This window comes from Hyphomonas neptunium ATCC 15444 (assembly GCF_000013025.1).
Classification (GTDB): Bacteria; Pseudomonadota; Alphaproteobacteria; order Caulobacterales; family Hyphomonadaceae; genus Hyphomonas; species Hyphomonas neptunia.
In genome coordinates, this window is sequence record NC_008358.1 from 230,229 (window position 1) to 256,817 (window position 26,589).

The 26,589-nt window shown below is 59.4% G+C and carries 30 protein-coding genes; 19 read left to right on the forward strand and 11 right to left on the reverse strand.

Annotated features, from left to right (window positions below):
- Positions 1-120 precede the first annotated feature (120 nt).
- The 3 genes from HNE_RS17705 to fliL are packed head-to-tail and all read right to left on the reverse strand — an operon-like array spanning position 121 to position 1,771.
- Positions 121-744, reverse strand: a complete 624-nt coding sequence (locus tag HNE_RS17705; protein WP_011645270.1) for a MotE family protein — start codon at positions 742-744, stop codon at positions 121-123.
- 18 nt (positions 745-762) lie between these two features.
- Positions 763-1,251 (reverse strand): hypothetical protein, encoded by a 489-nt coding sequence (locus tag HNE_RS01190; RefSeq protein WP_011645271.1) that lies wholly within the window; start codon positions 1,249-1,251, stop codon positions 763-765.
- A gap of 4 nt (positions 1,252-1,255) precedes the next feature.
- Complete coding sequence (fliL, locus tag HNE_RS01195) at positions 1,256-1,771, reverse strand: flagellar basal body-associated FliL family protein (RefSeq protein WP_011645272.1); 516 nt, start codon at positions 1,769-1,771, stop codon at positions 1,256-1,258.
- Between the two features lie 128 nt (positions 1,772-1,899).
- Between fliL and fliF the strand changes: the two genes are divergently transcribed.
- Genes fliF through HNE_RS01220 form a run of 5 tightly spaced genes read left to right on the forward strand, consistent with a single transcriptional unit; the run spans position 1,900 to position 6,256 of the window.
- Complete coding sequence (gene fliF, locus HNE_RS01200) at positions 1,900-3,486, forward strand: flagellar basal-body MS-ring/collar protein FliF (RefSeq protein ID WP_011645273.1); 1,587 nt, start codon at positions 1,900-1,902, stop codon at positions 3,484-3,486.
- On the forward strand, positions 3,479-4,090 hold the full coding sequence (locus HNE_RS01205; RefSeq protein ID WP_011645274.1) for a hypothetical protein: 612 nt from the start codon (positions 3,479-3,481) through the stop codon (positions 4,088-4,090). Before fliF ends, HNE_RS01205 begins: the two co-directional genes overlap by 8 nt.
- A complete protein-coding gene (locus HNE_RS01210) occupies positions 4,090-4,410 on the forward strand; it encodes a FliM/FliN family flagellar motor switch protein (RefSeq protein ID WP_148205776.1) in 321 nt (106 codons plus the stop codon). Before HNE_RS01205 ends, HNE_RS01210 begins: the two co-directional genes overlap by 1 nt.
- On the forward strand, positions 4,407-5,165 hold the full coding sequence (locus HNE_RS01215) for a flagellar type III secretion system pore protein FliP (protein WP_011645276.1): 759 nt from the start codon (positions 4,407-4,409) through the stop codon (positions 5,163-5,165). Before HNE_RS01210 ends, HNE_RS01215 begins: the two co-directional genes overlap by 4 nt.
- A complete protein-coding gene (locus tag HNE_RS01220) occupies positions 5,162-6,256 on the forward strand; it encodes a FliG C-terminal domain-containing protein (RefSeq protein WP_011645277.1) in 1,095 nt (364 codons plus the stop codon). Before HNE_RS01215 ends, HNE_RS01220 begins: the two co-directional genes overlap by 4 nt.
- A 71-nt stretch (positions 6,257-6,327) precedes the next feature.
- Here HNE_RS01220 and HNE_RS01225 read toward each other — a convergent pair whose 3' ends face one another.
- From HNE_RS01225 to HNE_RS01245, 5 genes are all read right to left on the reverse strand, one after another.
- The gene (locus HNE_RS01225; RefSeq protein WP_011645278.1) at positions 6,328-7,437 is read right to left on the reverse strand and encodes a flagellar basal body P-ring protein FlgI; all 1,110 of its coding nucleotides are present in this window, start codon (positions 7,435-7,437) and stop codon (positions 6,328-6,330) included.
- Between the two features lie 4 nt (positions 7,438-7,441).
- Positions 7,442-8,419 (reverse strand): flagellin, encoded by a 978-nt coding sequence (locus HNE_RS01230; protein WP_011645279.1) that lies wholly within the window; start codon positions 8,417-8,419, stop codon positions 7,442-7,444.
- A gap of 5 nt (positions 8,420-8,424) precedes the next feature.
- On the reverse strand, positions 8,425-9,876 hold the full coding sequence (gene flgK / locus HNE_RS01235) for a flagellar hook-associated protein FlgK (protein WP_011645280.1): 1,452 nt from the start codon (positions 9,874-9,876) through the stop codon (positions 8,425-8,427).
- A 26-nt stretch (positions 9,877-9,902) separates the two neighbouring features.
- On the reverse strand, positions 9,903-11,207 hold the full coding sequence (locus tag HNE_RS01240) for a flagellar hook protein FlgE (protein WP_011645281.1): 1,305 nt from the start codon (positions 11,205-11,207) through the stop codon (positions 9,903-9,905).
- A 118-nt stretch (positions 11,208-11,325) separates the two neighbouring features.
- Entirely contained in the window at positions 11,326-12,189 is an 864-nt protein-coding gene (locus tag HNE_RS01245) for a flagellar motor protein MotB (RefSeq protein ID WP_011645282.1), read from the reverse strand.
- Between the two features lie 162 nt (positions 12,190-12,351).
- Here HNE_RS01245 and HNE_RS01250 point away from each other — a divergent pair, with 162 nt between their 5' ends.
- The 8 genes from HNE_RS01250 (at position 12,352) to HNE_RS01285 (ending at position 19,158) form a co-directional block, all read left to right on the forward strand.
- Positions 12,352-13,242 carry a FliM/FliN family flagellar motor switch protein gene (locus tag HNE_RS01250; RefSeq protein ID WP_035590751.1) on the forward strand — a complete coding sequence of 297 codons (891 nt, stop codon included), beginning with the start codon at positions 12,352-12,354 and terminating at the stop codon, positions 13,240-13,242.
- Positions 13,243-13,312: 70 nt separating this feature from the next.
- Positions 13,313-14,179: a flagellar motor stator protein MotA gene (gene motA, locus HNE_RS01255; protein WP_011645284.1), complete on the forward strand. Its 867-nt coding sequence runs from the start codon at positions 13,313-13,315 to the stop codon at positions 14,177-14,179.
- Complete coding sequence (locus tag HNE_RS01260) at positions 14,176-15,939, forward strand: hypothetical protein (protein WP_011645285.1); 1,764 nt, start codon at positions 14,176-14,178, stop codon at positions 15,937-15,939. The genes motA and HNE_RS01260 overlap by 4 nt, the downstream gene beginning before the upstream one ends.
- Entirely contained in the window at positions 15,939-16,655 is a 717-nt protein-coding gene (locus HNE_RS01265) for a flagellar hook-basal body complex protein (RefSeq protein ID WP_011645286.1), read from the forward strand. Before HNE_RS01260 ends, HNE_RS01265 begins: the two co-directional genes overlap by 1 nt.
- Before the next feature lie 28 nt (positions 16,656-16,683).
- Positions 16,684-17,469, forward strand: coding sequence for a flagellar basal-body rod protein FlgG (flgG, locus tag HNE_RS01270; RefSeq protein ID WP_011645287.1), 786 nt, complete (start codon positions 16,684-16,686; stop codon positions 17,467-17,469).
- Positions 17,470-17,473: 4 nt separating this feature from the next.
- Complete coding sequence (gene flgA / locus HNE_RS01275; RefSeq protein WP_011645288.1) at positions 17,474-17,881, forward strand: flagellar basal body P-ring formation chaperone FlgA; 408 nt, start codon at positions 17,474-17,476, stop codon at positions 17,879-17,881.
- Positions 17,878-18,582, forward strand: a complete 705-nt coding sequence (locus HNE_RS01280) for a flagellar basal body L-ring protein FlgH (RefSeq protein ID WP_233351967.1) — start codon at positions 17,878-17,880, stop codon at positions 18,580-18,582. The genes flgA and HNE_RS01280 overlap by 4 nt, the downstream gene beginning before the upstream one ends.
- A 9-nt stretch (positions 18,583-18,591) precedes the next feature.
- The gene (locus HNE_RS01285; RefSeq protein WP_035590755.1) at positions 18,592-19,158 is read left to right on the forward strand and encodes a flagellar basal body-associated FliL family protein; all 567 of its coding nucleotides are present in this window, start codon (positions 18,592-18,594) and stop codon (positions 19,156-19,158) included.
- 38 nt (positions 19,159-19,196) lie between these two features.
- On the opposite strand, the gene HNE_RS01290 is transcribed toward HNE_RS01285, so the two are convergent.
- Entirely contained in the window at positions 19,197-19,847 is a 651-nt protein-coding gene (locus HNE_RS01290; RefSeq protein WP_011645291.1) for a flagellar hook assembly protein FlgD, read from the reverse strand.
- 9 nt (positions 19,848-19,856) lie between these two features.
- The gene (locus HNE_RS01295) at positions 19,857-21,191 is read right to left on the reverse strand and encodes a flagellar hook-length control protein FliK (RefSeq protein WP_011645292.1); all 1,335 of its coding nucleotides are present in this window, start codon (positions 21,189-21,191) and stop codon (positions 19,857-19,859) included.
- 114 nt (positions 21,192-21,305) lie between these two features.
- Here HNE_RS01295 and HNE_RS01300 point away from each other — a divergent pair, with 114 nt between their 5' ends.
- The 6 genes from HNE_RS01300 to HNE_RS01325 all read left to right on the forward strand — a co-directional run bounded on the left by HNE_RS01300 (position 21,306) and on the right by HNE_RS01325 (position 25,179).
- On the forward strand, positions 21,306-21,632 hold the full coding sequence (locus HNE_RS01300) for a hypothetical protein (protein ID WP_011645293.1): 327 nt from the start codon (positions 21,306-21,308) through the stop codon (positions 21,630-21,632).
- Positions 21,629-22,012 (forward strand): hypothetical protein, encoded by a 384-nt coding sequence (locus HNE_RS01305; protein WP_011645294.1) that lies wholly within the window; start codon positions 21,629-21,631, stop codon positions 22,010-22,012. The genes HNE_RS01300 and HNE_RS01305 overlap by 4 nt, the downstream gene beginning before the upstream one ends.
- Before the next feature lie 146 nt (positions 22,013-22,158).
- On the forward strand, positions 22,159-23,406 hold the full coding sequence (locus HNE_RS19045) for a flagellin (protein ID WP_011645295.1): 1,248 nt from the start codon (positions 22,159-22,161) through the stop codon (positions 23,404-23,406).
- Between the two features lie 111 nt (positions 23,407-23,517).
- Positions 23,518-23,904 carry a flagellar biosynthesis regulator FlaF gene (gene flaF / locus HNE_RS01315; RefSeq protein WP_011645296.1) on the forward strand — a complete coding sequence of 129 codons (387 nt, stop codon included), beginning with the start codon at positions 23,518-23,520 and terminating at the stop codon, positions 23,902-23,904.
- The gene (gene flbT / locus HNE_RS01320) at positions 23,904-24,329 is read left to right on the forward strand and encodes a flagellar biosynthesis repressor FlbT (RefSeq protein WP_011645297.1); all 426 of its coding nucleotides are present in this window, start codon (positions 23,904-23,906) and stop codon (positions 24,327-24,329) included. Before flaF ends, flbT begins: the two co-directional genes overlap by 1 nt.
- Position 24,330: 1 nt before the next feature.
- Complete coding sequence (locus HNE_RS01325; RefSeq protein WP_011645298.1) at positions 24,331-25,179, forward strand: DUF1217 domain-containing protein; 849 nt, start codon at positions 24,331-24,333, stop codon at positions 25,177-25,179.
- 6 nt (positions 25,180-25,185) lie between these two features.
- On the opposite strand, the gene HNE_RS01330 is transcribed toward HNE_RS01325, so the two are convergent.
- On the reverse strand, positions 25,186-26,574 hold the full coding sequence (locus HNE_RS01330; RefSeq protein WP_011645299.1) for a FliI/YscN family ATPase: 1,389 nt from the start codon (positions 26,572-26,574) through the stop codon (positions 25,186-25,188).
- Positions 26,575-26,589: the final 15 nt, after the last annotated feature.

Sequence of the window (26,589 nt, forward strand, 5' to 3'; positions counted from 1 at the left end):
CAACATATCTCAGGGCGCATTGCCTCAACAGACGCGACGTGGCGTCACCGCAGAGCTTAAGCGCGCTCTAGGCGGGAGATAGCTGTCACAAATGATAGGCAGGCGCGGCGCTTCTGCGCGTCAGTTTGCAGCCGAACCATCGGGGCGGACATCGTCATTCATCGTCGCAAGCCGGATGCTGACGAGATAGGCTTTTTCCGCTTCCATGTTTGCCAGGATAAGGCCGGCCTGATCGGACACCATCAGCCGGAGGAAGCCTGCGGCGAAGCCGGCATCCATCTGGTTGAAGATCTGCGCAGCCTGATCGGCCTTCATGGCGCTGTACATGCTGGCAAGGTGCGCAATATCCTCGTCCGAGCTTGCCTGCATCTGTTGCCAGCGCGATTCCAGCGTCTCCTGCAGAAGTTTCAGCTCGGCAGTCTGCTGTTCCAGCTGGTTTTCCCAGTCCTGAAGCTCAAGCTGCTTCTTCTTCACTTCGTCGCGTTCAGATTCAAACAGCCACTGATCTTCTTCCAGAAGGGAGGCCGATTCCGAGGAGAAGCATACCTGGGTGAGATTGCTGGAGCTGGCGACGGCCGGTTCGGGTTTGGGCGTGGTCTCGGTACTGGCAACCGCGCTGCTGATTTTTGCTTCGGTGGCGGGCGCCTGTTCGGCAAATGCCAGCGCGTCCGGGAGGAAGCGGGTTGCGCCACCGATCGTGAAGAGAACACCGAGTGTGAGGAGGACGTTTGAGCGGTTGTGCATGGGCATAACTCTTTTCGATCAGGCCGATTTTGCACGGGGAGGGGGGGCAGGAATGTCTGCCTGACTTGCTTCGGTAACAGCGCGCATCTGGCGCATCAGGGTTGTCATCTCAACGATGCGGGCGCGGGACTGGTCGAGAACATCGCGCATCATCACATTGAGCTCGGTCTGGGCGGCATGCACCTGGTTGGTTACGCCGGTCTGCGAGCGCTCCATGGTCATGATGGTGTCTTCCAGACGTTTGCACATCTTCTCGCCATCGCTGATGAGATGCGCGAGGCGTGTAGCCATGCTCTCTACGCGGGTGCGCGTGTCATGGGTTGCCTGGGACATGGCCGAAACCGAATTGGTCATCGCCGTGATTGTGGCGCCAAGCCCGTCTTTGGTGTCCTGGAGGGCTCGCAGACGTTTTGACAGCACGAAGCAGTATACGCAGGCCGCAAACGATACGAGGAAGATTGCCACGTCCGTCGGCTGAATGGTGTTGATGAGGGCGGAGATGTCCATGGCGCTACCTCAACAGGAATTCTGTAATCAGCACGCCGTTTGAAGCGGCGCTGCCAACGACGAGTTCGGAGCGGCGCGCCAGCTGTTCGCGCAGGTGCGGGTAGAAGCCGGGCTCTTCCAGATCCTTGAGTTCGATCGAGCGAAGGTAGTTGTTGAATGCATCGATCAGCATCGGCTCGGCCTGTTTGACCTTGGCCGCGTTGTCCTTGCCGGTGACGATTGAAATATTGAGCTTCAGATAGCGGTCGGCCGGCGCGCTGCCGATCGTGATGAGGATTTCCTTCATCTCGATATAGACCTGATCCTGCGCCAGGGGCGCTACCGCCGGCGCAGCCGTTTCCGAACCCGCTGGCGGACATGCCGCAGCAGGCGTTTGGGCAGGCGGAGTCAGGAAGTAGAACAAGCCGAAGGAGCTCGCCAAAGAGGCGGCAGCAACTATCAGCAGCCCGGCGATACCACCGCCGGACTTCTTCCCGGATTCTGTCTGTCCCGATTCGTTCGTGTCGGGTTTCTTAGCCATCTAGCCCCCATTGGATCTCGTGAGGCACGTTCCTAATGACTGATCCGGGGTAAAGATAACCTTAACGATTTCGCGCCAAATATTAATCATTACAGCTGACTCGTATGCAGCCTGGGGCGACCGCATTTATGAAATTTCTTGATACTCTCAAAGCCCTGCCTGTTTCGCGGCAGCTGATGCTGGCCGCCGCGGTGGCGGGCATGATTGCCGCAATGAGCTTCCTGGTTCAGGGGGCGACGCGTGATCCCATGACGTTGCTCTATTCCGGCCTTGAACCGGCCCATGCCGGCGACATCATCAAGGAGCTGGAACAGTCTGGAACTCCCTATGAAATCAAGGGCGAAGCGATCTTTGTGCCGCAGGGAAAGCGGGACGCGATCCGCTTCACACTGGCCCAGCAGGGGCTGCCGCGCCCGTCGGTGCAGGGCTATGAACTGCTGGACGAGGTGAACGGGTTTTCGGTTACGTCGGAAATGTATAACGCGGCCTATTGGCGGGCCAAGGAAGGCGAGCTGACGCGGACGATCCTGGCTATTCCCGGCGTGTCTTCGGCGCGGGTGCATATCGGCGCGAATCTGCGGTCTGGTTTCTCGCGGTCGCAGCCCAATCAGACCGCTTCGGTAACCCTGACGACCGCGCGTGACATGACGGCGGGCCAGGCAGAAGCCATCCAGTATATGGTGGCGCTGGCCGTTGCGGGCCTGCGCGCCGAGGATGTGGCCGTGATCGACCCGGTGAAGGGCATTCTGGCGGGGCCGAAAGCCAACCGGACCGAAGAACCCGCAGTGGCCGCCGCGACGCAGGCGAGCCTGCTGGAACAGAAAATCCTCAGCCTGCTGGAGCCGCGGGTTGGCGTGGGCAATGCGCGGGTTTCGGCGACCGTGGATGTCAGCCGGCAGCGGCAGGTCACCTCGGCAGTGACATTTGACCCCAATTCAAGGGTCATCCGTAACCGGACGACCAATGATTCCACCGGTGCAAGCGCCGGGGCAGGCGGGGGCATGACCGTCGCCAGCAACCTGCCACAAGGCGGCGAAGGCGGGGGCGGAAACACCTCCACCAACAAGAACTCGACCGAAACGGTCTCCTATGAAATCAATGAAACGCGCACCGAAGTCGAAACGCTTCCCGGTGAGGTTCAGCGGATCACCATTGCGGTGTTGCTGAATGAGCAGGCGCTGGGAATTGATCCGGCGGCGGCCGATGTGGCCACGCTGACCCAGCAGATGGCGGCGGATTTCGAACAGCTGATTGCTTCGGCGGCAGGGATTGATACCGCTCGGGGCGATACGATTTCGATTGAACTGATGCCGTTCCAGGCGGTGCCTGTCGATGATCTCATCGAAGTGCCGGGCATGGTTGAGCAGCTGATGGAGCGCTATTTCTGGTCCGGATTGCAGGCTTTGCTGTTGGGGCTGGTGGTGATCGTGCTGGGGGTCGGCGTTGTACGCCCGATGCTTGTGCAGAAATCGAAGGATGCTCTGTCTCCGGAGGATCTTGGGGCAGGGGCGGGCGCAGAGGGTGCCGGGCGGGCCGTTGCCAGCGGCGCCGATGTGGAAAGCGACCCGTTCGCCTATCTCAAGGATTATGCCACCGACCGGCAGGAAGAGACAGCCGCGCTGCTCCAGCAATGGCTTACGGAAGATCAGCAGTCGGGGCAGACCGATCAGATCGCCACGGCTTTTGACAATCGCAAGGTCGCCGTGAATGAGTGACGCCGTATTCTCCCACCTGCCACGGTTTGATGCGGTGACCGGGCCGCGGCCCGCTGATTGGCTTCGCGCGATGACGCGGGATGATCTGCAGGCGCCTTCGCGGCCTGAAGAGGCGGAAACGCCCGCGCCTGCGCCGGCGCAGGCCAAAGCTGAACCTGCCGTGGTGCGGCCCATTCCGCAGGAGACTGCTGCGCTGCAGGCGACGATCTCGAGCCTGGCAAAGGCGATGGAGCGGATTGATGCCGAATCCCGTCAGCAGACGGTGGAAACGGTGCAAGCGATCGCCGGTCAGCTTTTTCCCGAACTATCCCGGCGGTTTCTGGCTGAGGAAATTGGCCGGCACCTGCCGGGGCTTATTCCCGTTGCGGTGCCGGTTGTCGATATTCGCGCCGAGCCGGGGCTGGCAGCGCAGCTGGAGGAGATGATCAGCCGCACGCCCTCTCTGGAGGGGCGGTGCAACGTTATCGCGCAAGACGGGCAGGGGACTGGCCGCGCGGAAGTTTCCTGGCGCACTGGCGGGGTCAGTTTTGACTTCGAGAGTCTGTTGGACGCCTGCCTGAATGATCTTGGATCAACACATAAAAAGAATACGGAGTACAAATGATGGCTACCCCCGAAAAGGCGATGACGGAGTTCGACGGTCAGGACCGCCGCGATCCGTCAGGGCGCAATTCCTACCGCCGCTCGATCTACAGTGTACCGGTAACGGTTACGGTCTCGATTGGTCAGAAGCGTCTCAGCGTGCAGGAAATTCTGGAGCTTCAGCCTGATTCCGTGATCGCGCTGTCTTCAAAGGTGGACGATCCGGTGGATCTTTTCATTGATGACAAGCTGATCGCGAAGGGTGAGCTGGTTGAGACCGATGACGGCCAGATTGCCGTGAAGATCGTTGAAATCATTGAAAAGGCCATTGAGCCGGAATGATCAGGGCGGCAGCCTTCTATCGTATCCTGTTTCTGGCTGCTTTTGCCGCCTGCCTGGCCTTTTCCGGACACGCACAGGAGGCGCCCGCTGCGCTGGACGGGTTGCTGAACCCGTCCGGTGACGGACAGCTTTCAAGTTCGGTTGTCCAGCTGGTTCTGCTTGTTACGGTGCTGAGCCTGGTGCCCGGCATTGCGATGATGGTCACGTGTCTGCCATTTATGGTGATCGTGTTCTCTTTCATGCGCCAGGCGATCGGCGTTCAGCAGGCACCGCCCAACATGATGATCATGGCACTGGCCATGTTTCTGACCTTCTTCGTCATGGAGCCGGTTTTCATGTCAGCGTGGGAGAACGGCATCTCGCCCTATATGGACGGCGTGCTGGACGAGCAGCAAGCCTGGGCGCTTTCAACAGACCCCTTCCGTGCCTTCATGATGCAGCGGACCGACCCTGAAGCGCTTCTGACGCTTGGGGACGCGGTCAATCGGCCGGTTGTGGAAGGGGAGGACCCGGCTTTTTCCCTGCTGGCAACGGCCTTCATGCTGAGCGAGATCAAGCACGCATTCCAGATCGGCTTTGTGATCTTTTTACCCTTCATGGTGATTGATCTTGTCGTGGCCTCCGTCCTGATGGCGGTGGGTATGATGATGGTGCCGCCAACGGTTGTTTCCTTGCCCTTCAAGCTGGGGTTCTTCGTATTGGCCGATGGTTGGCTTAAGATCACCGAGGCGGTGCTCAGGGGTTACGCAACATGAGCACAGTTACGCGGCTTAACCGGCGCGCAGAAACGCCCGCTAACAAGTCAGAGACGGCCGGGCCGGCATTGACGCAGGCGCAGCGGGCGGCCGTCATCATTGCGCTGCTCGGTGACAGCGCCGCCAAACCGATTGTCAACAAACTTGACGATGTGGCTCTGGCGCGCGTGGCCTCGTCTCTGGAGACCGTGACGTATCTTTCCAGGGAAGACCTGATCGCTGTCGTCATCGATTTTCTCACGCAGTTGCGCAAGACATCCGGCGCGCTGCGGGGCGGGCGGTCACGCGCCCGCGAAGTCATCCAGGGGGTGGTCGATTCCAGCCGTATGAAGGCAATTTTCGGCGAAGAGGAGCCGGTGCTTCAAGCCGCCCAGATTGCCGAAACGGGTGACGTATGGACCCGCCTCAGCACGCGGGACGGGAAACTGGTTGCCGCTTACCTCAACCGCCTGACGCCCAACATCATTGCGCTGATCCTGCGCAAGCTTGACGCGTCCATTGCCTCCAACATCATCTGTCATCTGAAGGACGAAAAGCTCGGGCCCACACTCGGTCAGATGGTTGAGGCGCCCAAGCTCGATCCCGGCATCGATTCGGTGATTGAGCGAATGCTGGAAATGGAGTTCCTGAACGCGCCAGGCGAAGAGACCGGGGACGCCGGGGATGAGAGCCATCTTGAGATGATCGGGGAGGTTTTGAGCCTCATCCCGACCGACAAGCGGGAGAATCTCGTTGGCTTCCTGAAACAGCGTTATGAAGAAAAGCTTCCTCTGATCCAGAAGGGGCTGTTCACGGTTGAGGGGCTTCCCGATCTCTTGCCTCGCAACGCGGTGCCGGTGGTATTCAAGGAGCTCGACCAGCAGGTTGTCCTGCGGTTGCTTGCCTCGTTCCGCGGCGCCAATGATGCGGTTTCCGAATACCTGCTGGGGAACATCTCTTCCCGCATGGCAGATCAGTACCGGGAAGACCTCAAAGAGATCGGCGCCGTGGCGCCCAGCGAGGCAGAGACGATCCAGCGGGAGTTTCTGACGACGCTGATGGATATGCGCCGGCGCGGTGTGATCACGATTACGAAGGCTGGCGCGAAGTAGTGTCCTTGGTGACAGAACACAAAAAAGGCCGGACCCGTTAGGTCCGGCTTTTTGCTATTCAGCGCCAGCTTCTAGCGGATCACAAGGTCCGCATGAATGGCGCCTGCCGCTTTCATCGAGCGGATGATGTCGGCCATTTCCTGCGGTGACACGCCAAGGGCATTCAGGCCCGCAATCAGCTGAGAGAGGGTCACATTCGGGTCAAGCATGGCGATGTTGCTGTTGCCCGTCTGGGTGATGGTAATCTCCGAGCGCGGCAGAACCATGGATTCCCCGCGGGCGAAGGGATTGGGCTGAGAGGCAACGGGCGTCTCGCGCACCTTGATGGCGATATTGCCCTGCGCGATGGCGACCCTGGAAATCGTAACGTCTTCACCCAGAACAATGGTGCCGGACTTTTCATCAATGACGATCCGGGCAGGGGAGGCCACTTCAACGGAAAGGTTTTCGATGCTTGCCAGGAGGCGGGCCGGGGATTCGGAAATGCCGCGCAGGTCGAGCTCGATTGTGCCGGGGTCGCGCATTGAGGCCAGGGGAACCCCCAGCGCGGCGTTGATCGTGTCTTCGATCCGCGCCGCTGTGGTGAAGTCGGGAGACCGCAGGGCCAGCGATATGAGTTCATTGCGATTGAAGTCGTAATTCACTTCACGCTCGACCTTGGCGCCGTTGGGCACCGAGCCGGTTGTGGGAGAGCCCCTCGTTTCGCGGGCGCCCTGGGCTTTTACATCGATCCCGCTGACGATGATCGAGCCTTGCGCCACGGCGTAGATTTCATTGTCACCCGCTTTGAGCGGCGTGAGGATCAGCGTGCCGCCCTCAAGGCTCGTGGCGTCGCCAATGGAAGCGATGTTGACATCAATGCTGGACCCCTTGCGGGAGAAGGGGGGCAGGGAGGCTGTTACGAGGACCGCGGCGACATTCTTCGGCTTGATCTGTTCGCCCTGAACGTTGACGCCGAGCCGTTCCAGCAGGTGGGTCAGGGAATCTTCCGTGAACGGTGAATTTCGTACCGTGTCTCCGGTGCCGTTGAGGCCGACGACGATGCCGTAGCCGACAAGATCGTTCTCGCGGACCCCCTGAACATCCACCACATCCCGTATGCGTGCCTGGGCATCGGCGGGAAGGGAGAAGACCAGCGGGGCAAGAGCGAGGGCGGCAATCAGCCAGGGAGACCATTTCATCGGATTACCTCAGAAAATTCAGGAGGCTAAGGTTCGACAGGCGGGAAGTCAGCACATAGGCTGCTTCCAGACTTGCCTCGAGTTGTTTGAGTTCGGAGGCCGCGTCATACTGATCGCGTCCGACGATGTTGTTATGGACGCTGTTGAGGATGGTTTCCTCTGTGTCCAGCGCTTCCTTGGCCTTCGCGACGCGCTCCTGGATGATGCCGACATCGGCGCGCAAATTCACGAGCGCGGATGTTCCCGTGCCAATCCGTTCGGCGCTTTCGCGGACGATTTCCGGGAAGTCCGTGAGCAGGGTGAGATTGTCCGCGCTGCCGCTTATCGCCATGACGGCGAGGCCGGAAATAATCTCGACAATTGCCGGGTCTGTTGCCGTCACGCTGTCTTGGTCGCTGGTCAGCGATGTGCCGCCATATATGGAGGTCTGCCATCCCCCGGTGGGCGACTGGAAATAATCGTCGAGCTGAACTTCAAAATCTGCCGCATCGATTGCCGTGGAAGCAATCTGGCGAATGTCGGCGAGTAGCTGGTCGGTATTACTGAAGGGCTGCGTTGCGGTCTCATCGCCCGAGAAGAGGAAACGGTCGCCATGCCGGCTGTTGAGCGCCGAGAAAACGTCCGAGAGCGCCGCTTTTGCGTCTCGCGACACAAGGTCTTTTCCCGGAACGTCGCCGACGCCCAAGGCTGTGAGCATCTGCACCTCAAGACCTGAAATGCGCTCTTGTACGCCGGCAAGGCTTTGCTGCGTGAGATCCAGGCGGCCTTCACGAACACCCAGCAGGCCGCGCTGATGTTCTATATCCAACAGCGCCTTGTCACTTATCATCGCGTCGCCGATGCGGCCGCCAAGATGTTTGGTCAGGTCCGCATACTGGCCGGTGACCGACTCCTGAGAGACGATCGTTGCGCGCGCGCGCATGTCGGCAATATTCTGGCTGAAGGAGGCCGAAACGATGCTGTTGGGGGGGATGATGCGCATGAGTATCAGAGCTCCATCAGGATGCCGATCATGTCGCGGGCAACCTGGATCACCCGCGCATTGGCGGCATAGGCCTGCTCAATGAGCAGAAGAGATTCCATTTCCACATCGACATCAACGCCGGTCAGAGATTGTTCGGCTTCAACAAGTGTAACGTGCTGAGCCTGCGTGGAGGCGAGCACGGAGTCCTGGTAGACGCGCTTCTGTCCGACAACAGAGGAAAGCTGCGCGGCAAGATCACTGGCGGAAAAGGCGCCCTGGATTCCGTTTGCGTTGAGGGATTTCACCTGAGTGAAAGCGTCATAGATTGCCGAGAGCGTCGCCGAGTTGCCGGGCGGGCCGGAGGCGGTTGCGCCGAGACCGTCGCGAAGGCGCCAGATGTCGCCGCCCTGCGCCGGATCAACGGCGGCGTTAACGGAAATGCGCGAGGCAAGCCCGGACAGGCCTGCGGCGTCTGGGTCTACGAACAGGCCTTGCTCACCGGGGGTTTTGGTCGGGTCTATGGCGTCATCGGAGAGGCGGGTGATGATGTCGTTCGCAACCATGTCCAACTGGTCCATGAACGCGGGCACGTCCTGATCACGCAGCGTGAACAGGGCGCCGAACAATCCGCCGGAGACCGCGCCGAACGAGGTTGAGCCGGTTGTCAGGTCGATGCCGTCAACCGAAATGCCCGACAGGTCGCCGTTGGCCAGTGTCTGGCCGGACGTGAAGGCGGAGGAGGGGGTAAATTCGATCTGGCGCGCGGTGCTGCCATTGATCAGGTAAACCCCTTGCGTGGTGAGCACATCAATCGTTCCGGCATCGCGTTGCACGGTCTGGATCGGGAGAAACTCGGCGATGGTATCGAGAACCCGTTGGCGCTCGTCCATCAGGGTTGCGGCTTGCTCCGACGTGCGGTCGATGCTGGCGATACGCTTGTTGAGGTCCTGAACCTGTTTCAGGGCCGTATTGACCGTTTCAACCCCTTGCGCAATTTCGCTATCGGCTTCGGCGCGGGCCTGCGCGCCGTATTCAGACAAGCTGTTGAGTTCCCGCGCCACAGACTTTGCTGCATCAAGCAGCGCTGATCCGTTTGCGGTCGATTCCGGAGAGGTGACCGCTGCGGAGAGGGCGGTTTCGAAGTTCGAGAAACTGCGGAACAACCCACCGCCGGATGAGGTGTTGCCCACGCGTTGGGAGATTGTCTGCCAGGTTGAGGCGAGTACGGTTGCCTGCGCGACATCGCTGGTCAGCTCACGGCGCTGAGCCTTGATGGCATCGTCCCCGGCGCGGGCGACACCGTTCGCCATAACACCGGCCGTCTGGGACCCGTTGACGAGCTCGCCCACCACCAGCGAGCGCCGGACATAGCCCGGCGTGCTGGCGTTGGCGACGTTGGTCGCGACGATCTCGGCCTTCTGGCTGGTAACCTGAAGGCCGGACCGTGCTGCGAGGATGGCGGCTGAGATGCTCACTTAGGCAGGTCTCCCCGTCATCGCCGTCAGCGTTTCAGGTTCGTGGTTTCCTGGAGCATCTCGTCGACCGTCTGCACGATCTTGGCGTTCGAGGAATACGCGCGCTGGGTTTCGATCAGATCGGTCAGTTCCGACGCGATGTCCGTGGTCGATTCCATCAGCGAGTAGCCGGAAATGCCACCCACAGGGCCGCTGCCTGCGTCCCAGAGGTAGAGGTTTCCGCTCGAATTGGAGACCGAGTAGGCTTGGGAATCCAGCGCCCGGAGACCGTTCATGTTGGGCACGTCACCCACCGGGATCTGATAGAGTGTCCGCCGGAAGCCTTTGTCATAGATCGCCTGGAGGAAGCCCTGCTCGTCGATTTCGATCGATTGAAGGTCGCCGATCGGGGAGCCGTTTTTCGTCACGGCCGTCGGCGCAAAGGAGGCAGCCAGCTGAGTGATGCCAGCGCTGTCATTCGGCCGGCCAATGAAGACTTCCACGGGGCCATGATCGAGGGTGAGGGACACGCGGCCCGTTGCCGGATCGTAAGTTGCGCCGTTGGCCGCGGTTGCAGAGGCGATACGGCCACCTGCAGTGGGCGAATCGTTGAACGTAAGCGCCAGATCACCAACGGATGTCAGCGGATCGCCCGCGCTGTCGAAGATTTCGACATTCCATTCGTTGCTTGATCCCGCTGCGGGGACTGTCGGCGTGAACTGGAAGGTTACGGTCTGGGCGCGGCCAAGGTTGTCGAAATACTCAACCGGCAGCATGTAGGGATCGCCTGGTCCGCCGGCGGTCGTGGCGTCAGCAGGGATGTTGATGCCGAGATCGATGCTTGAGGTGGGGGTCGCATTGAATTGCGAGGTCGAGATGTTCACGGGCACCAGGTTTGCGCCGCTATTACGGCTGACATTGCCGACCCCGCCCGACGAGTCGGCAGCCCAGCCGAGAAGGAAGAGGCCGCTCTGCGTGCGCAGGTATCCATTTTCATCGGCAAAGAATGAGCCCGTAGGGGTGAGCATCATGTTCCGGTTGGAGGCAAGGTTTGTGGTGCCATCCAGGTCGGTCACCGGAAGGAGGCCGCGTCCTGAGATCGCAACATCGGTCGCGCTACCGGTACGAATCAGTGATCCGGTGGCAGCAATATCTTTGTACGTATCAACGCGGACGCCGCCGGCAGCATAGGCAGATGTTTTCTGCTGCAGCACCATGCTGGAGAAGTCCACGGCACTACGTTTGTAGCCATAGGTGCCGGAGTTTGCGATGTTGTCGGAAATGGTGGCGAGGCGTGTGCCATTGACACTCAGCCCCATAACCCCCGCGTTCAGGGAGGATGAGATGCTCATATCTGGTTGCTCCTGCGTCAGATAATAACGCAAATTGGAGGCAACTCGTAAATAAGCCGATAACTCTTGTTAGCCGAGTTTCTTAATCTTCCGGTAACCGGTTAATTCGGCGGCGGGCTTAATCCGTCAGTATGGTGATGGATATGCGACGGTTCTGGGCGGCCTGCGGGTCGTCTTTCACCAGCGGGTCGGTGTCGGCTTTGCCGGACACTTCCCGGATCCGGTCTGACGGAATATCGGCGCGCGACAGAAGGCGGCGGGCAGCGTTGGCCCGGTCTGCGGACAGATTCCAGTTGTCGTAGATGGCACCATTGCGGTAGCGGTGACTGTCGGTGTGGCCAACAATCTTGATATCATTGTCAAATTCGGCAAACGACTCGGCCACGACATCGATCAGTTGAACCATCGTTTCGGAAGGCTCGCTCCGCCCGAGAGGGAAGAGGGGGGTGCTTTCAGAATCCGTGATCTCCAGTACGATGCCTTCCGGAGACATCTTGATCATCAGATGCTCGGATAGCTGGCGGCTTTCAGCGCTGAGAGACTCCTTCAAACCTTGAAGCTCATCGGCGATTTGCTTTTCCTCTGCCTGTTTGGCCAGAGTGTCCACGTCTTCGGTCTGATCCTGGGCGTCTTTGGTCTTGCCGTCACCATAAGCTGGATTTTCGACGGTTTCCTTGCGGTTGGCGCCAGTACCCATCTTCGCATAGGTATCTTCAGAGAAGATCGAGGACCCGTTGAGGCCGTCTGAACCGCCACCGGATATGCGGCTGATCGGAATGGTCGGGTTAAAATAGTCGGCAATACCCTTGCGTTGCTCCTCAGTGGTCGCGTTGAGCAGCCACATAAGAAGAAAGAACGCCATCATGGCGGTCACAAAGTCAGCATAAGCGACCTTCCAGGCGCCGCCATGATGGCCGTCCGCCTTGTAGACCTTCTTACGCTTAATAATGGTCGGTCCCTGTACTGAGGAGTCCGTCGCCATTTCAACCACCAGTTCTGCTTCTGCTGGTAGGCTTTTACCATCGCATGCTCAATTAAGAGCGTAGGATGGCGGTAAGGATCGGCCCATTCCGCTAACCATTCCTCAACCAATTCGGCAGCACTAAGAGTCGTTGGAATCTTATTAATCCCGGAAGGCTGGGGTATGACATCGGTGCTCAGAAAAAAGATGGGGGCAGGCTCGGGGTTACCCCCGACGATACTGCGCTACCATGATTTCTGGGATGCGATTCATCGCTCAGTTACCAGCTGGGCCGCCCAATCTCTGGATGGCGGTGTCCCGCAGGAGCCGGAAATGCGCCGGGTTTACTCTGGGACAGCGGCGACCGAAGCGCTCGATCTCAGGACGACATTCTACTTCAACTCAAGAGTTTCTCCCGGCCTGTGTGCCATTGCGACCGATGGGGCAGGGGCGGCGCGTATTGTTGCAAAGCGTCTCAGCCAGGATTTCGAAAGCGCGAAGGAAGCGTCCGCGCTTTTCCTGAAATTGATGTTCGAGGCGCCGGCCGTTTCACTCTGGCGCGCCACGGCTGAGGCCCTGGAGGGCCATCAGGCAGACACGCTCGCTTCTCCGCTTTCCGACCCGATGCAGGCGGCTGGCAATTTCGAAACCGATAGCCGGTATCTTGTCATTGCCTATTCGGTCATGCCCGAAGCGCTTCAATGCCAGATCTGGCTGGTCTTTGATCTGGACTATCTGATGGGCTGCGCCCACGAGGCCGAACGGCGGGCCGCCGAGAACAAGCGCCCAAGCACATCGAGACAGCTTCGCGACAGCGTGATGAGCTCTTCGATAAGAGTCGAGGCGGTTCTTGACAAAATATCAATGACGATCGGCGAATGTTCGCGCCTGAAAGTAGGCGATCTCATTCCGCTGCCAGACACTGATCCCGGATCGGTTCGTCTGAATGCAGAGACCGTCAACGGACAAATAGAGATTGGGCAATGTGAAATGGGCGTGTGGAAGCGTCAGCGAGCGCTGAAGCTGAAACAACCCGTGCTCGAACCCTTCACGCAGGAAGTCGCGAAGATGTAGCAATGAAAGGTCACCCGCAGCCACCGCTATAAAAGAGTGGCGCGGTTTATAGGTACACGGAGATAGGCAGTTGAACGCGATACTTGGCCTGGTAGTTACCATGGTGATGGTCTTTGGCGGCTATATGCTCGCCGGAGGCAAGTTAGGTATTATCCTACATTCACTTCCCTTTGAGATGATGATGATTGGCGGGGCCGCAACCGGCGCGTTCCTCGCTTCAAACGATTTCGGCACGGTCAAACATACCGGGGGCGACGTTGCCGCTGCATTTACCGGGCCGAAGTGGAAGAAAAACGACTATCAGGATCTCCTGCTGCTCATGCATGAGCTGCTGCACATCCTGAAACAGAACCCGGTCGACATCGAACCGCACATTGAGGCGCCGAACGAGTCTTCGGTTTTCATGAAATATCCCCGTATCCTGAAGGATCACGAGGCGATTGAGATGATCTGCGACACGATCCGCTCAATGATCATGAACTTCGACAACGTCCACCAGGTCGAAGAACTGCTCGACAAACACCTTGAGAGCCTTCTCGAAGAGAAGCTGCATGGATCTCATGCGCTTCAGCAGATGGCTGACGCTTTGCCGGCCCTCGGGATCGTGGCGGCCGTTCTGGGTGTTATCAAAACCATGGCATCCATCGACAAACCACCTGAAGTGCTTGGCGGTATGATCGGCGGCGCGCTTGTCGGAACATTCCTTGGCGTGTTTCTGGCTTACGGCGTTGTCGGCCCGTTTGCGGCACGCGTGAAGACAATCCGGTCGGAAGAACATCTCTTCTATTCGATGATCGGGCAGGTGCTCGTCTCGAACCTGCACAAGAACCCGGTCAACATCTGTGTTGAGGTTGCCCGCCGTCAGGCGCCGGCGCGGGTCCGTCCGTCCTTTGATGAGGTCGAGCAAGCGGTTAGGGGGCTCAAGCAGGCAGCATGAGGCGTTACCTCTGGCTTCTCCTTTGTGGCGCGCTCCTGGCTCCGCCCGTCCTTGCCGCCAAACCGGAGGCAGAGACGGCGGGGCCAGACGCGCGAAAGCAGGAGCTGTCGACCGAGCTCAACCAGTTTGTTCGCGATGCCATCGATGAGGGCCTTCTCGCGCCATCAGGATCGGGCGCCGCTGCCGAACCGATGGAGCCGTCTGCCGAAGTAGAGACCGTGGAGCGCGGCGTGGATGCAGCGCCAACAGCACCGTCCGACGTCTGGGCGTTATCTGGCCCGATGGATTGCAATGCGCCTTACCCGCTCGACTTTTCAGAGTTCGAAGCCATCGCAAGCTATTCGGACATCCTGAACTACCGCACCCAGCTGATGGCGGACGGTGTTTCGGCGACAGACGACCCTCGGTTGGCGAAGGCATACATTGCGCTCGACATGGCGTCTGAGGCGGTGATGAATCTCAGCGATCCAACCAAGCCGAATGAGCAGGCGCTGTATCATGTTGCGCAATTGCTCGACGGCCGTATCCGTCCGGATCTGACGTACTTTCAGGCACTCGCGCAGTGCCATGAGAAGGCCGAGCTGTGGCTCGGGATCGCTCTGCTGATTGATGGGCAAGGTACCGGCGCAGCTTATATTGATAAGAGATTCAATGCCTTCCGCGAACTGCCATTGCAGTTGCGCACGAGTGTTACCGCAATCGCTGTTCCAGCTCTGGACCGCACTGATGGGCGGTTTCTGTCTCAGAAGATGCTGGCGTCCTTCGGCGAGGCGGAACTGCGCGATTCCGCTCAGCTCCAGTTTGCCAATGCCATCCTGGAAATGGGGCAGGGGAACACGCAGGCAGAGATCCTGATCCGCACTTTCCTTCTGCAAGGCCGGTTCCAGGAGGAAGCCCTCTTTGCACTGATAAGACATCACCGCGTCATCGATGCGCCCGTCAAAGCATTGCTGCTCGATGGCATGTTGTTCAAGATCGAACAGTCTCAGCGTGACGAAGATATTCGCGCGAGCATGAAGTTTGTGCTCGATGAGCTCAGCGCCGAGTCCCGCTATCTGACCATGATGGACATGGCCGGGCGCGACAACATGCAGAGCGAAGCGGCCCAAAGCGAAATCCGGATTTATTTCGTGACCGGCCTGCAGCGCGATCTAGCAAGTGACGACCCGCTTCACAATCTGGCAGCCATTGAAGCGCTGTCGATCGAGGCCGGTCTTCTCGATCATCATGAGCAGCGTAAAGCGCTCTATGAGGCCGCGACCCTGAAGGCGGTGCGTCTTGGTTTCGCATCACTCGCCGACGAGCTTTCCCGGAAAACGCAGCCTGGTGAGGCCGTTGCCGAACAGCGCGCGACCCTTGCTTATCGTCTCAAGGATTATCCTGCCGTTTTCCAGCTAGCCGACGCCAATCCGTCGAACATCCAGATCGGATTGGTGGCCGCCCTCAGCGCTATTGACGCGAATGACGCCGCGCAGCTTCAACTCTTCACCTCCCGCCTCAAGCTTGATGATGCGACGATCCTTGCACTGATTGAGCAGGACGCGGCCAGCCAGCGCTGGATCGTGCCCAACGCCGTCTATCAGGCAGCGGGGGCTATAACAGACGAGGCAAGTAAAGCACGGGCAGACCGTGTTCTTGGCTTGAAGCAGGCCGCAGCCAGCGGCGTGGCTGAACCATCACCGACCAGTATCGCCGGTGTTCCAGACCGCCTGATGACGACACGGATGGCACTGGATTCTCTCGAGGGAGGGAGCAACTGATGTCGAGCCCCATTTACACGACACTCGCCCGCCAGCAGGGCCTGATGCAGGAAATGCAGGTCGTCGCGAACAATCTCGCAAATTCCAGCACGACCGGCTACAAATCTGATCGGGCCATCTTCACGGAGTTCCTCGTCTCCACCGGAGACTCGCCGGATCAGTCGCTCTCGATGGGCGGTCTGGGCGGGCATGCCTTTCAGCTTGAGCAAGGTGGCCTGAACTTTACGGGTGGCCGGTTTGATCTGGCGATCCAGGGCGAAGGTTTCTTCATGGTGGAAACGCCGCAGGGCGAACGCCTCACACGCGCCGGGCATTTCCAGCTTTCAGGCGCAGGACAGCTTGTCGACATGCAAGGCAATCCGGTTCTCAGCGCGGGCGGAAATCCCATCACCATTCCCGACGATGCGACAGATGTGAGTTTTGGCGAGGACGGCACAATCTCCGGCAACGGACAGATCATTGATCAGGTTGGCATCATGCTCGCCGACGGCCAGCTTACCAGGGATTCCAACACCTATTTTGCTGCCGAAGGCGGCGTGGCGCCGACCCAGGACGCAAAACTGGTCCAGGGCGCGCTTGAACAATCGAATGTGTCACCGGTGCTGGAAGTGTCCCGGATGATTGAAGTGCAGCGCGCGTATGAGGCGGGTCAGGCACTTCTTGAAAAGGAGGACCAGCGCATCAGCCAGCTGATCACAGCTGTGCGGGAACGTTGAACCGTTTTACCAGGTGTAGGAGACGCCTATGAAGTCATTGCAGATTGCCGCGTCCGGTATGGCAGCCCAGCAAATGCGGGTGGAAGTCATCTCGAACAACATCGCCAACATGAGTACGACCGCTTATCGTCCGAGGACGGCCGAGTTTTCGGATCTCATGTACCAGCAATATCTGACGCCTGGGACGATTACGTCTCAGGTGGGCACGGTGGTTCCTTCGGGAATTCAGCTCGGATCAGGTGTGCGCCCCACAACCGTATCGATGGACCTCACACAGGGGACATTGCGCGAGACACAGGCCGAACTCGACATCGCCATCGATGGCAACGGGTTTCTGGAAGTAACGCTGCCTTCGGGCGAGCCCGCTTTCACCCGAGATGGCAAGCTCAGCCGCAGCCCGGATGGGGAGATCGTCACATCCGATGGCTTCCCGCTGGCAGACGGGATCGTCATTCCGGAAGATGCCCGGCGTATCTCGATCAGCAGGGACGGCGAAGTTGTCGCCTATTTTGACAATGAAACCGAAGGCCAGGCCATCGGCAGCATCTCTCTCGTCCGGTTCGTGAACGAGAAGGGTCTTGAGGCCATGGGCGACAACATGTTCCGCGAAACGGAAGCCTCCGGCCCCGCAAACCGGCTCATTCCGGGAACGGAAGGGATGGGCTTTCTTCGCCAAGGTTATATCGAGGACTCGGCTGTTGATGTCGTCAAGGAGATTGCCGACCTGATCGAAGCTCAGCGCGGCTATGAACTTAATTCCAAAGTGATCACGGCGTCCGATGAGATGCTCTCGGTCACCACGCGGTTGAGGTAGACCCATGAGCGTCTTGTTTGCCCTCGGTTTCACCGCGTTCGTCGCTCTTACGGATGCCTCTTCCATGATTGCTTCGGAAGTGATCCGGGCAGGGGATATCGTGACGCCGGTTAACGCGTCGGCGGAGACCGGCGACGTTGCCTCCATGGAGGAGCCCGTCATCGGACGAGAAGCCAAACGCACCATTTATGCCGGTCAACCGGTCACGATGGACAATACGCGCCCGGCGCGTCTCGTCACACGCAATCAGATTGTCACCGTGAAATACATTCACGGCGGCCTCGAAATCTCCACCACCGGCCGCGCCATGGGAGAAGCCTCTCTCAACGAGCCGGTTACCGTTCTGAACCTTGAGTCTCGTCAGATGGTTCAGGGAATTGTCCAGGAAAGCGGATGGGTCCTCGCACAATGAAAACCTTCTTCTCAATGCCCCTCGTCGCGCTCGCTGCTGCAGCGTGCGCCAGTTCTTCCCAGCCTGTGCCGGATTTCGATCCGCCTGTGCCTTATGCCGGTTACCCGGGCGCAGTGCCCGAGCCCGTCGATCCGAACATCCAGAACGCTTCGCTCTGGGAAACGGCGCCTACGGCGCTCCTCAGTATGCGGCGGGCCAAGGAGGTCGGTGACCTGCTGACCGTGGTGGTCGAGATGAACGACCAGGCAAGCCTTCAAAGCTCGCTCTCCCGCAACCGGGACTCCAGCGATGATATGAACGTCGAAGCGTTGTTCGGTCTTCCGGAATGGGCAAATGGTGTCCTTCCGGGCGGCGCCAGCCTGTCGCCGGGCGTCGATGTGTCCCGCAACTCCAGTCAGAACGGTTCAGGCGCTGTAAACCGCGCTGAAAAGGTAACCTTCACGCTCGCTGCGCGCGTTATCGGTGTGGAGCCAAACGGGAACCTGATTATTCACGGCTACCAGCAGACGCGGGTTAGCAATGAAGTCCGCTATCTGACGGTTTCAGGCGTTATCCGGGCGCAGGACATCACCCGCATGAACGCTGTGACCTATGACAAGATCGCAGATGCCAAGCTGGCCTATGTCAGCAATGGTGACGCGTCATCGGCCACCGACCGAAAAATCGGCACCAAGATTATTGACCGCGTAGTTCCGTTCTAGAGCCCTTCCATGATGAAAAACCTCGTCACTGCCCTCGTTGCCGTTATCTGCGTCGTTATAGGCGGCGTGGTTGGACACATGCTCCGCGGGGGCAGCGGTGAGGCATCCGCTGCCTCAAAAGTGGAAGGGGAGGCGCACGGAGAAAAGGAAGCCGGCGGCGACCATGCGCCAAAAGAGAAAGACAAAGACGCGCATGGCGGTGAAAAAAAGGCCAAGAAGGATGATCATGGCGCATCCAGCAGCAGCTCGGGGTCAGCCTATTTCAAGTTCAGCCGCGAATTTGTTGTGCCCATCATCCAGAATGAGCGCGTCGCAAGTCTTGTTATCCTCAATATCAATATTGAGTCCGACGCTGCCATGTCCGACAAGCTGTTCTCGCAGGAACCGGTGATCCGCGATGTCGTGATGACGACGCTCATCGAGATCAGCGGCGACGGCAAGACGTTCCAATCGATGACGAGCATCGAGAACTATGAAACGCTCCGTTCCCTGATCCTCGGCGCGCTTCAAAAGAAGTTTCCGGATATGGGGATCAAGAATATCCTGATCCTCGATATTGCCCGCCAGGATCTCTGATCTCCTCAGGGGTGGCGGGCAATCCTCGTTAGCCGGGATCAGAGCCTTCTGGCTTGGGCCAGATCAACCGTCAAACCAGATGCCGTGCCGAGGCGTAGTGTTCCGCCATCGCTGACAATGTCCGTCACCTTGGTGATGACGTTAGGGACTGCCGTGCCCTTGAAGCTATTGTCCTCGTAATAGTCGATCACAAACTCGTACATTTCATCTTTGGTCGCCGTTCCGCCATTCGTCAGCTGGCCATCCCAGCTGAAGACGGTTTCGTCAGCATCCAGGGTTTCTGTCCAGACAGCGTTGCCCTCTGAATCCTTGACGGTCAGCGTGCTCTTGGTGGCGCCTTCAGGCGCTTCATAAGAGAAAGTGGCCTCGCTGCCGGTATAGGGCATGAAGGAAGAGGCAAATGTTACGTCTTCGCCCAGCCACTGGCTGGCCATCAGCCCGTTCAGATCACCGATCATCGAGGCAATGCTGGAGAGTGCGGTGTTGGAGTTCACCAGCTGTTCAAGGCTTGAGAAGGTCGCAAGCTGTTCGACGAACTGCGTGGAGTCCATCGGAGACATCGGGTCCTGATTTCGCACCTGCGCGGTCAACAGTTTGATGAAGCTGTTATATTCGCTGCCGATACCTGTGCTGGTGGTCTGGGGAGTCGTCTGAGGGGTCGTGCCCGTATTATTGGTTACAGTGGTCATCAGTTACTCCTAAAGCCGGATGTCCAGCCGGCCATTTGAGGCGGTCTGGCGATTGGGTCCATTGTCGGCAGCGATCACAAGGCCGCCGCCCGTCAGGGCAGGGGTGTCAAATCGTGCGCCTGTCAGCTTGGCCTGCTGGCCCCAACCCTCATTCTGCTGAGGGTTTTGATGCTGGAAGCTCATATTCTGGCCGGAGAGGCCATTGCGTTCGAGCGCCTGCACGAGTTCGAAATGCATCTGGCGGAGCTGACGCATCGCTTCGGGGCTCTCCGCCGTGATGGTCACATGCTGAAGGCCCTGAGCATCGAACTTGAAATCAATGGAGACGCGGCCGAGTTCCGGTGGATCGAGCTGAACAACAACGCTGTCGTCCTTTCCGTCATGCGTCGCCCGCGCGACGATTTCCGGCAGCTGCGCCGGCGTTGCCATGAGGACGGCGTGGGTGGGTGTCAGCTGAGCGGCGGCGGGGTTAGCCGGCGCTTGGGGGCTGGCGCTTGTCTGGCCGATCGCGCCTGAAAGGGCCGGGGACGTGATCGTCGAGCCGGTCTGAGAATTGGTTCCGGTACCGCCGCTGTCGCTGTTGCTGGCCTCAAAGCTCATTGCGCCGATCGCAGGGACGGGTTCATCGGAAGCCGTGGCCAGCAGGTCTGCTGGCATGTCTGTCTGAGCCGCGGCCTCGGCCGCTGCATTGACCGCGCGCCGGGATGGCGCGGCGGGCTGGCCGGTATCAGGCAGAGGCATCTTGCCAGTGGGCTGGGCCCCGGCAGCTGTCGCGGCCAGGAGGGTTTCGGTCTTTGCCATACTCCCTGCCGGTGCAGCAACCGGCGGGCCCATGACCAAAGAAGCCTCGGCGCGTGGAACGGTCTTTTCGTCCTGCGGCGGCTCGGATTCGGCGGTCTCGTCGGGCGATAGCGCGGGAGGTTCAATGCCCGCGAGCGCCGTGTCTACCGGATCAGGAAAGGCTGGCTCTGTCTGCGTGGGCACATCTTCTGCGGTGGCGGCCGGATTATCCGGTGGAAGGTCTTCCCCGGTGCTTGCATCAAGTGCCGGGCGAAGATCGGGCGCCGGGATTTGCCCATCAATTTCTGGGGTGGCCGGCACGTCTTCCGCGGGAGCCACTTCCGGGGAGGGGGCGGCGGCCTGCAGCAGGTTCAGCGAGGCGAGTATTGTGCTGTCACTCGGGCCGAGCATGAGGTCCACGCTGGCTGCGGCTTCTGGCGCAACGCCAAAAAGGCTGCTGGCAAAATCCTTGCCGCGGCCCTCTCCCGCACCCTGGCGAGCTATCGCATCCTGCGGTGGACCGGCCTGAAAGGGCCAGAAGTCCACATCAACGGAGAAAGTCATCCTGCCTTCCACCTATGTCCTGTATTAACCTAACTACAACCAACCCCCGTAAAATATGCGTTAACTGCGATGGGGGCTGATGCTCCCCAGGCGGAATAAATTTCGGAGCGGACCATGATTTCATCCATTACGCCCGGCATATCAGTGCCTTCCGCAATTCCGGCCGGGGAAGGGAAGGGCGCTGGGGCTGCCGGCGAGGACCGCTCCGAGATCGGAAAGCGATTCGAACAAATGCTGTGGGCGGAGATGCTGAGCCATGCGGGGCTTGAAAAATCCCTCACGCTGGGTGGCGGGGAGGCGGCGTCAGCGTTTTCCAGATATGTGGTGGAATCGATTGCCGAGGATCTGGCCGAAACGCATCCGCTGGGCTTTGCGCGCCGGGTTGACGATGTTGCGGCGAGCCAGCCGGCCGCTCAAGCCGCCGTGAAAAGCGCTCCATGATCCCGGAAGAGAAAATTCAGTCGACCGCCCTGGACCTTGAAGACATCCTGATCGCGGAGAGGGAATTCCTCATGGCGGGCCGGGTAAGGGAAGCGGCAGAATTGAGCGGCGAAAAACTCGCAGCGCTTGAGGCGTTCGAAAATATTTTTGGCGCGCGAACACCCATTGCCGTGTCAGCGCCTACGCGGCAGCTTATTCTTGATGTCATTCAGCTGTCTGAGGAAAACGCGATTCTGCTGAATGCCGTCCGCAACGGCGTTCGCAGTCTGATTGCAAGATTCGAGGGGCCGGCGGGCGATGCATTTGTCGGATCCTATCGGCAGGGCGGAAGCCAGATCGCCTTTTCCAACGCCACAGGACAATATCTCAAAAGGGTGTGAGCCTATTAACCGTACATTTATTGCTCCGTCCTATGAGTGAGGTGTGGAACTACGAAAGTTCGGGGCTTCGGCTCCAACGTCAGGACGACGCGTTTCAACAAACAGCCGCAGTCAAAAATAGCGGCGACACAAGAATGGATAGATAGATGTCTAGCATCCTGACTAACAACAGCTCGATGGTTGCGCTCGAGACCCTGCGCAATATCAACCGTAACCTTGAAACCGTTCAGAGCGAAATCTCGACCGGCAAGAAAGTTTCCAACGCCAAGGACAACGCCGCTGTCTGGGCCGTCTCGACTGTGATGTCGAGCGATGTTGCAAGCTTCAAGGCGATCTCCGACTCTCTCAACCTGGGTTCGTCCACGGTTGGCGTCGCCCGTTCGGCGTCGGAAAAAGTTGTCACCACCCTGGAAGAGATCAAGACTCTGATCGTTCAGGCGCAAGGCGAGAACGTTGACCGCGCGAAGTATCAAACGGACATCGAAGAGAAGATCGGCCTGATCGAGGGTTATGTTTCGGCTGCCCAGTTCAACGGTCTCAACCTTCTGGATGGTTCGTCCACGGACGCTGTGAACGTTCTGGCGTCGCTTGACCGCGCCTCGAACGGCACCGTTTCGGCCTCTTATATCAGCGTTGATCGTCAGGACCTCTCGGTTTCCGGTGGCGGCTCCAACGCTGTGTTCGGTGCCACGGCTGACACGAGCACCACGATCATCGACAATGGTGGCACGAACGCTGGCACGGCTGAAACCGTTGCAAACGGCGCCACGCAAACGATCGCAATTGCTTCGGTTGGCGATGGCTACAGCTACCGCGTCACGCTTGACGACTCGGCCGGTGCCAACTCGCTCGGCACACGCAGCTTCGAATTTGTGGCTGACTCGGCCACCAGCTCGGAAGACGTTGCCGAAGCTCTGTCGACGCAGATCAGCAACTTCCTCTCGGCCACGGGTGACGACAACTACACCGTCTCCTTCAGCGGTTCGGACATCTCGATCACCAACCTTTCGGGCGATGATCTGGACATCACCGGTGCTGCAGCAGCCGACGGTACAGCTGGCGTTAACGCCGGCGGCCTGGGCGCGCTCGCCAGCATTGATGTCACGACCAATGCAGGGGCAACCTCCGCCCTGACGGCCATTGAAGGCCTGATGAACAAAGCGATCGACGCGGCCGCTGCTTTCGGTTCTTCGCAGAACCGCATCGCTGGCCAGTCTGAATTCGTTCAGACGCTGGTTGACTCTCTGACAACCGGTATCGGTGGCCTCACCGACACCGACATGGAAGCGGCTTCGGCAAAACTGCAGGCTCTGCAGGTTCAGCAACAGCTCGGCGTTCAGGCGCTGTCGATTGCGAACCAGGCGCCTCAGGCTCTGCTGTCGCTCTTCCGCTAACGGACCTTATAGCTCCAGGCGCTCTGGCGCCTGGAGCGCTGAATTAAACCGATTGCCCCGGACGTTTCGGCGTCCGGGTCAATTCATCAGATACCCAGGAGGGGATCGAACGTGCAGGCTTTGGCATATAAGGCCTATGGCCAGGTTACGCAGAGGACTGCGACCGGCCGGGCACTTGAATACGCAGTGTTCGAACAGATCACGCGGGATCTCCAAAGCGTACATGACGATGGCGGCGCCAATACGGGCGCCTGGGGCGATGCGATTTATCGCAATCTGCAGCTCTGGACCATCATCGCGACAGATCTTCTCAGCGCGGAAAACGCGCTTCCAGATGAGACCAAAGCGGGCCTCATCTCCCTTTCCGAATTTGTACGGCGCACCAGCATGAAGATCCTTTCCGGCACGGAAGGACTTGAAGACATCATTGAGGTGAACCGCACGATCATGGCCGGCCTGGATGGCTCGGCTGCATCAGTAGAGCAGGAGGTTATCTGATGTCTGGACTGGTACTCAAAATTGCGCCCGGCGAACGCTTCATCATCAATGGCGCGACGCTGGAAAATGGTGACAAGCCTGCCCGTATTCGTGTTGTCGAAGGCGATGCGCGCGTACTGCGTCTGCGCGATGCGATGCATCCCAAAGAGGTCAACACGCCGGTCAAGCGGGTCTATTATGCGATCCAGCTGCTGATCACCGGTGACCTGAAAGAGAACGACACGCTGCCTGCGCTTGATGAGGCCTGTATTCAGCTGCTCGACATCTTCAAGCCCGTTGATGCAGACCTCATTCCGACGCTGCGTTCGATGGTCAGCCGCGGAAACTATTATTCTGCCCTCTGCCATCTGCGCCAGATCCTTTCGATCGAAGAAGAACTCCTTGCGATGCGCGGGGCGACCCCTCCGGAAAGCAAGGTCGCCTGACATGGCCTTTCAGCCGGTCGTTCCTTTGTCAGGGATCGGAGGATGGAAATTCCTCCAGGCAACCTATGACAAGCAGCTGGAGAGTTACACGAACTCCCCGCAGGTCCGGAACGACCGGGACTATATGATCGAGAAGTTCGCCCAGCCCATTTCTGTGGAGGATTTTCTCAAGGACTCGCGGCTGGTCCGCGTAACCATGACCGCATTCGACCTCGCCGGCGAGGAATGGAAGAAAGGCTTTATCAAGAAGACGCTTGAAGAGGTCTCCGATCCTGAAAGCACCTTTCTCGCCCGACTCAACAACCCGAAATACACGGCGCTCGCAAATGCGCTGAAGCCGGTCAACGATACCATCTCGCTTGACGTGGATGACATTGCCGCGATGGCGGTCCGCTTTGAGTCAAACTCGTTCGAGATCGCGGTTGGCGATGTGGACGATTCCATGCGCCTCTCTCTGAACTACAAATCCGAAATAAACACGATTGTCGGCAGCGGCGCGAACGAGGATTCGATCGCGTATCGTCTGATGGCTGATATTCCGGCCTATACGGTCGTGAGATCGGCGCTCAATCTGCCGTCGGACATGTCAAACCTTCCTGTCGAGCGGCAGGCTGAAATGATCAAGGACGGCCTCAAAAAGGCGCTCGGCGTTTCCAAGCTGTCAGAAATCTCCTCGCCTGAAGCGGTCGACAAGATGATTGTCCGCTATCATGCCATGAAGTCGATCTCGGAAGGGGCGGCGGCCTATTCGCCTGCCTCTGCGGCGCTGATCCTTCTGGGTGGCGGTGACAGCAGCTATGGCTATGGCAGCGGCGCCAGCCAGAATCTCTTTCTCTCCAGCTTCCTCTGATCCAGCCTAGCTGCGCGGGCGCGGCGGCGGCCGGGTGACCGGCTGCCCGGCGGCAGGCTGGGGCGTCTCTGCCGGTGGCGCGCCGGGGGCAGGAAACGTTCCCGCATTCAGTATCTCCGACATGGCCGAGAAAGCCGCGTCGATACCCAGAGCATTCCGTGCCGAGACAAAGGCATCGAGCGCCGGGTAGAGCGCAATGGCGCGGTCTGCGTCCTTGTCCCGCCCAAACTCAAACAGGCTGGCGCGCAGCATCGGGGCCACTTCATCATAGAGGGCGATCATTCGGCGATAGTCGCGCAGCAGATCATTTTCCCAGTCGTTGGCCGCCGCCGGAAGGGCGCGGGAGACGCTTTTAAGAACATCAATGGCTGGATACCGGCCCCGTTCCGCGATGTTCCGGGAAAGGATGATGTGTCCATCCAGAATACCTCGGATCATGTCGGCAACAGGTTCTTCAAGGTCGGAGCCGGCCACCAGAACTGAAAAGATGCCCGTGATGTCGCCCTTTGCGCCCGTGCCGGGCCCCGCGCGCTCGGCGAGTTCGGCGATCACCCGCACGGTCGAGGGCGGGAAGGCGTTGAGGGCAGGGGTTTCCCCCGCCAGCAGCGCCACTTCTCGGTGGGCTTCGGCAAAGCGTGTGATGGAGTCGAAAAGGAAAAGGACGCTGTGGCCTTGATCGCGGAAATGCTCGGCCGTCGCCATGGCGCAATAGGCCGCGCGCTTCTTGGCGCCGGGCGACTCGCTCGCTGTGGCCGAGACCACAACCGTCTTGTGGCGGACGGTTTCAGGCAGGTTCACATTGACAAATTCGCCCACCTCGCGGGAACGCTCGCCGATCAGGGCGATCACCACCCGGTCGGCTTCAAGGCCCCCAGCGAGTGAGCCAAGGAAGGTAGATTTGCCGACGCCCGAGCCGGCAAACAGGCCGAGACGTTGTCCGCGACAGATCGGAAGCAGCGTATCGGTGACCATCCAGCCCGTGGCCAGGCGTGGCCCAAGCCGATGGCGCAAATGGGCTGGCAGGGCGGGCGCCCGCAATGCGCGGCTGACGCCTTTTGCCGTGAGACCGGCGCCGGCGGGCATTTCGGTGGCCACTTCGCCCCGATAGTTAATGATCTGGCCCAGCCAGTGATCGCCCGGTTCGATCCGGGCTTCCTGCTCGATGTGCACGACATCGCCGATCCGGATGATGTCACTGGGCGAATAAAGCAGCGCTGTGACGCTGTCGCCGGAGACGCTCAGTATCTCTCCATGGATCTTTTGGCCTTGTTTCTCGATGACAATTTCATTGCCCACCCCGGCAAGCTCGCTCACGCCGGCGATGCCGAGCATGCCTGCGGCAACGTCGGTGACGGTGCCCCAGAGGCGATAGAGCCTGTGTGACGGGGATGCCATGGATGCCTGCAAGTA

Excerpts from the sequence above, each read along its gene's own strand:
- HNE_RS01295 (WP_011645292.1), bottom strand. The coding sequence starts at position 21,191 with ATGACTTTCTCCGTTGATGTGGACTTCTGGCCCTTTCAGGCCGGTCCA.
- fliF (WP_011645273.1), top strand. The coding sequence starts at position 1,900 with ATGAAATTTCTTGATACTCTCAAAGCCCTGCCTGTTTCGCGGCAGCTG.
- HNE_RS01325 (WP_011645298.1), top strand. The coding sequence starts at position 24,331 with ATGGCCTTTCAGCCGGTCGTTCCTTTGTCAGGGATCGGAGGATGGAAA.
- HNE_RS01230 (WP_011645279.1), bottom strand. The coding sequence starts at position 8,419 with ATGCGCATCATCCCCCCCAACAGCATCGTTTCGGCCTCCTTCAGCCAG.
- HNE_RS01265 (WP_011645286.1), top strand. The coding sequence starts at position 15,939 with ATGTCGAGCCCCATTTACACGACACTCGCCCGCCAGCAGGGCCTGATG.
- HNE_RS01205 (WP_011645274.1), top strand. The coding sequence starts at position 3,479 with ATGAGTGACGCCGTATTCTCCCACCTGCCACGGTTTGATGCGGTGACC.
- HNE_RS01215 (WP_011645276.1), top strand. The coding sequence starts at position 4,407 with ATGATCAGGGCGGCAGCCTTCTATCGTATCCTGTTTCTGGCTGCTTTT.
- HNE_RS01260 (WP_011645285.1), top strand. The coding sequence starts at position 14,176 with ATGAGGCGTTACCTCTGGCTTCTCCTTTGTGGCGCGCTCCTGGCTCCG.
- HNE_RS01225 (WP_011645278.1), bottom strand. The coding sequence starts at position 7,437 with ATGAAATGGTCTCCCTGGCTGATTGCCGCCCTCGCTCTTGCCCCGCTG.
- HNE_RS01300 (WP_011645293.1), top strand. The coding sequence starts at position 21,306 with ATGATTTCATCCATTACGCCCGGCATATCAGTGCCTTCCGCAATTCCG.
- HNE_RS01280 (WP_233351967.1), top strand. The coding sequence starts at position 17,878 with ATGAAAACCTTCTTCTCAATGCCCCTCGTCGCGCTCGCTGCTGCAGCG.
- HNE_RS17705 (WP_011645270.1), bottom strand. The coding sequence starts at position 744 with ATGCACAACCGCTCAAACGTCCTCCTCACACTCGGTGTTCTCTTCACG.
- HNE_RS01290 (WP_011645291.1), bottom strand. The coding sequence starts at position 19,847 with ATGACCACTGTAACCAATAATACGGGCACGACCCCTCAGACGACTCCC.
- fliL (WP_011645272.1), bottom strand. The coding sequence starts at position 1,771 with ATGGCTAAGAAACCCGACACGAACGAATCGGGACAGACAGAATCCGGG.
- HNE_RS01305 (WP_011645294.1), top strand. The coding sequence starts at position 21,629 with ATGATCCCGGAAGAGAAAATTCAGTCGACCGCCCTGGACCTTGAAGAC.
- HNE_RS01285 (WP_035590755.1), top strand. The coding sequence starts at position 18,592 with ATGATGAAAAACCTCGTCACTGCCCTCGTTGCCGTTATCTGCGTCGTT.
- HNE_RS01330 (WP_011645299.1), bottom strand. The coding sequence starts at position 26,574 with ATGGCATCCCCGTCACACAGGCTCTATCGCCTCTGGGGCACCGTCACC.
- flgG (WP_011645287.1), top strand. The coding sequence starts at position 16,684 with ATGAAGTCATTGCAGATTGCCGCGTCCGGTATGGCAGCCCAGCAAATG.
- HNE_RS01190 (WP_011645271.1), bottom strand. The coding sequence starts at position 1,251 with ATGGACATCTCCGCCCTCATCAACACCATTCAGCCGACGGACGTGGCA.
- HNE_RS01210 (WP_148205776.1), top strand. The coding sequence starts at position 4,090 with ATGGCTACCCCCGAAAAGGCGATGACGGAGTTCGACGGTCAGGACCGC.
- HNE_RS01220 (WP_011645277.1), top strand. The coding sequence starts at position 5,162 with ATGAGCACAGTTACGCGGCTTAACCGGCGCGCAGAAACGCCCGCTAAC.
- flbT (WP_011645297.1), top strand. The coding sequence starts at position 23,904 with ATGTCTGGACTGGTACTCAAAATTGCGCCCGGCGAACGCTTCATCATC.
- HNE_RS19045 (WP_011645295.1), top strand. The coding sequence starts at position 22,159 with ATGTCTAGCATCCTGACTAACAACAGCTCGATGGTTGCGCTCGAGACC.
- flgA (WP_011645288.1), top strand. The coding sequence starts at position 17,474 with ATGAGCGTCTTGTTTGCCCTCGGTTTCACCGCGTTCGTCGCTCTTACG.
- HNE_RS01250 (WP_035590751.1), top strand. The coding sequence starts at position 12,352 with ATGACATCGGTGCTCAGAAAAAAGATGGGGGCAGGCTCGGGGTTACCC.
- HNE_RS01245 (WP_011645282.1), bottom strand. The coding sequence starts at position 12,189 with ATGGCGACGGACTCCTCAGTACAGGGACCGACCATTATTAAGCGTAAG.
- HNE_RS01240 (WP_011645281.1), bottom strand. The coding sequence starts at position 11,207 with ATGAGCATCTCATCCTCCCTGAACGCGGGGGTTATGGGGCTGAGTGTC.